The following is a 3321-nucleotide window of genomic DNA, read 5'->3' on the forward strand; positions in this document are numbered from 1 at the left end:
TGGGTTTACGGCGTGTCTCGGAAGGGGCTACCCGGTAGCGGTACCGCCACAAGGCCAGGTTGAGGCTATGCAGGCAGTGCAGCGGCGGAAAACATTGTCTGCAGTGTTAACCAACAGCCACCGCAAGATTTGTATTCAACAACGCAGAGATCTCTGGTTTGCAGGAACCGCAGTTGGTACCACAGCCCAGCAGTTCTCCCAGCTCATCCACGCTCGCCGCGCCGTCGGCGATGGCCGCTTCGATTTCCTTGCGCGAAACCTGCAGACAGGTACACACCATCTGTGCGCCGGCGGGGACATTCTGCAGCAGTTGCGCGGGCATTTCCGGCAGCGGCTTTTGCAGTGCATCTTCGAGGGTTTTGCGGTCGGGCAATGTCTGCCAGTCGGCGCCGGTAAACACCAGTAGCTCCATTTGCTCGCTGTATAGCAACCAGCGTTCACCACTGGGCAGCTGCAGTCGCTGACGATTCAGCGGTTTGCCATGCAGCGCAAACAGGTTGTCAGCAATCGCCTGCCAGTCCGGTTGCCGGCTCAGCGCCAGTTCGAAGCGGTAACCCCCTTCCACCGGAACACGGTACCAGTGCAGGATAGTTTCCCGCAGTTGCTTGTCACCGGCCTGCAGGCGGCTGTGAAATTCATCCGCGGTCTGCGTGCGAAGTAGCAGGCAGGCGTAACTGTGGGCGTTGAGTGGGGCGATATTGACCGCGAACTGTTTCAGCTCTGGCTGGCCGGAAACGGGATCGGTAAATGGCAGTGCCAGAGCACTCACCGTCGCGTTGTGGGCCAGGCTGTCGCTCCAGTGGATCGGGGCAAACAGCTGGCCCGGTTTCTGGCTGGAGGTGACACGAGCGCGGCCAAAGAACTGGCCTTTTTCACTTTCCACACGCACCAGCTGTGCGTCTTCAATACCAAACTGCTGCGCTTCCTGCGGGTGCACGTGCACCTCCGGCGCCTCGCTGTGATCCAGCAGTTTGCGTGCGCGTCCGGTGCGGGTCATGGTGTGCCACTGGTCGCGCAGGCGGCCGCTGTTCAATACCAGTGGGTAGGCCTCGCGGGTTTCCTGCTTCGGACTCTGCGGGCTCACCGCTACGAAGTGCGCGCGGCCACTGGGAGTATAGAAATCGCCATCGGCAAACAGCCGCGCGGTACCATTGGGATTGGCAGCGTTAATCGGCCACTGTACCGGCGTGAAAAAGTCGTACTCCTGATCGCTGATGCTCGCCAGTGCGGAAATATCGAAGGCGCGCCGAGCTTGCTCGCGATTGTTCTCGAAACCGGACAGGGCGGCATGCTCACGGAAAATATCTGCCGGGCCGCGATAATCGAAAGCCTTGCCATAGCCCAGGCGTTTTGCCACATCGCACACAATCTCCCAGTCGTGCCGCGCTTCACCTGGCTTCGGTAGGAAACCTTTCTGACGGGAAATACGGCGCTCGGAATTGGTGACGGTACCGGTTTTCTCGGCCCAGGTAGTTGCCGGCAATAGCAGGTCGGCACAGCGTGCGGTATCGGTATCCCCCACACAGTCGGACACAATCACGGTGGGGCACTTTTTCAGCGCCGCAGCGACCTTGCGTGCATCCGGCATACTCACCGCCGGATTGGTAGCCATGATCCACACCGCTTTGATCTGGCCGCTGTCTACCGCATCGAACAGTTCTACCGCTTTGAGCCCGGGGCCTTGTGCCATGTTACTGGCGTTCCAGAAGCGGCCCACGCGATCGATATTTTCCTCGGTGAAATCCATGTGCGCGGCCAGCATATTCGCCAGGCCGCCCACCTCGCGTCCGCCCATGGCATTGGGCTGGCCGGTGATGGAAAAGGGACCGCAGCCTGGCTTGCCGATACGGCCGGTGGCCAGGTGACAATTGATAATGGCATTGTTCTTGTCGGTACCAGTACTGGACTGGTTTACGCCCTGTGAATAGAAACTGACGGCTTTCTCCGTGCTGCGGAACAGCTCGAAGAAGGCCAGCAGCTGCTCTAGTTCCACACCGCAGTAGTCCGCCACCCTTTCCGGTGTCCACTCTGCCGCCGCGTACAGGGTATCGGTAAAGTTTTCCGTGTGGTTGTGGATAAATGACTGATCCAGTGCACCGAACTCGGTGAGGTAATGCAGCAGGCCATTGAACAGCGCCGCGTCACTGCCCGGCGTAATTGCCAGGTGCATGTCGGCCATTTCACTGGTGGCACTACCGCGCGGGTCCACCACTACCAGTTTGGCGCCCCCGGCCTGCATACGCTGGAATAGAATCGGATGGGTCCAGGCGGCGTTGGAGCCGATCAACACAACCAGCTCCGCCTCGTCCAGATCCTCGTAATTGCACGGCACCGCATCCGCGCCCAGGGCACGCTTGTAGGCGGCTACCGCGGAGGACATGCAAAGACGGGAGTTCGTATCGACATTACCGCTACCGATAAACCCCTTCATCAGCTTGTTGGCAACGTAATAGTCTTCCGTCAGCAACTGCCCGGACAGATAGAACGCCACCGAATCCGGACCGTGTTCCGAGATCGTTTCGCGAAAGCGCGACGCCGTATACTCCAGCGCCGTCTCCCAATCACAATCTTCGCCGTGCAGGCGCGGCTTTAACAGACGCCCGTGGTTTCCAAGCGTATCCGCCAGGGAAGAGCCTTTTACACAGAGCTTGCCCTTGTTCGCGGGATGCTGATCATCACCCTGAATCCTAATCACCGCCTCGCCACTCTCTCCGCCACCCGGTTGCGACTCTTGTGTCGCCGCTACCCCGCAACCCACACCACAGTACGGACAAGTGGTGCAGGATTTACGCACCGAGAACAGTTCTGTTAAAGCCATCTTTCACTGCTTACTGTTGTAATTTTGTATCGTGCTTACTTATCGATCTGAATCAGCACATCATCGCCTTCAAAAGCGACCGGGAAAGCTTCCAGTTTGATGCCAGCCTCCTCCAGGCACTGGCCGTCGGTCAAACGGTAGTGCTGCTTGTACAGCGGCGAAGCAACGGTCAGCTCACCGTCAATCTCCGCTACAATACCGCGGCCGATCACGCCCGCGTTGGCAATAGGATCCCAGTTATCGATGGCGTACAGCTGGGGTTCCTGTTCGGGTAAAAAAAACAGGGCAATCTGACGATCGCCCACAAGAGCGCACACTCCGGAATTGGCTACAAGATCTGATCGCTTGCAGACTTGCAGCCACTCAGTGCGGGTTATGGCAACTTCGCTCATTTTGGTTCTCCACAAAAATGGTGGTGAAAATCGGATAATTCTTGTTTGTTAATTCAGACATCAAAACTTGATGCGAAGACGAGGGGCCGGGGGCGGGTTTTCAGGAGCGTC

The 3321-nt window shown here is 58.4% G+C and carries 2 protein-coding genes; both read right to left on the reverse strand.

What is annotated here, in order from left to right; translation table 11 throughout:
• Positions 1 to 106: 106 nt before the first annotated feature.
• Complete coding sequence (locus tag B4U49_RS00905) at positions 107 to 2818, reverse strand: nitrate reductase (protein WP_078082720.1); 2712 nt, start codon at positions 2816 to 2818, stop codon at positions 107 to 109.
• A gap of 35 nt (positions 2819 to 2853) precedes the next feature.
• Positions 2854 to 3210, reverse strand: a complete 357-nt coding sequence (gene nirD / locus B4U49_RS00910) for a nitrite reductase small subunit NirD (RefSeq protein ID WP_078082721.1) — start codon at positions 3208 to 3210, stop codon at positions 2854 to 2856.
• Between the last annotated feature and the right edge of the window lie 111 nt (positions 3211 to 3321).

The sequence above is a fragment of the Microbulbifer mangrovi genome (assembly GCF_002009015.1).
In the GTDB taxonomy this organism is placed as follows: Bacteria; Pseudomonadota; Gammaproteobacteria; order Pseudomonadales; family Cellvibrionaceae; genus Microbulbifer; species Microbulbifer mangrovi.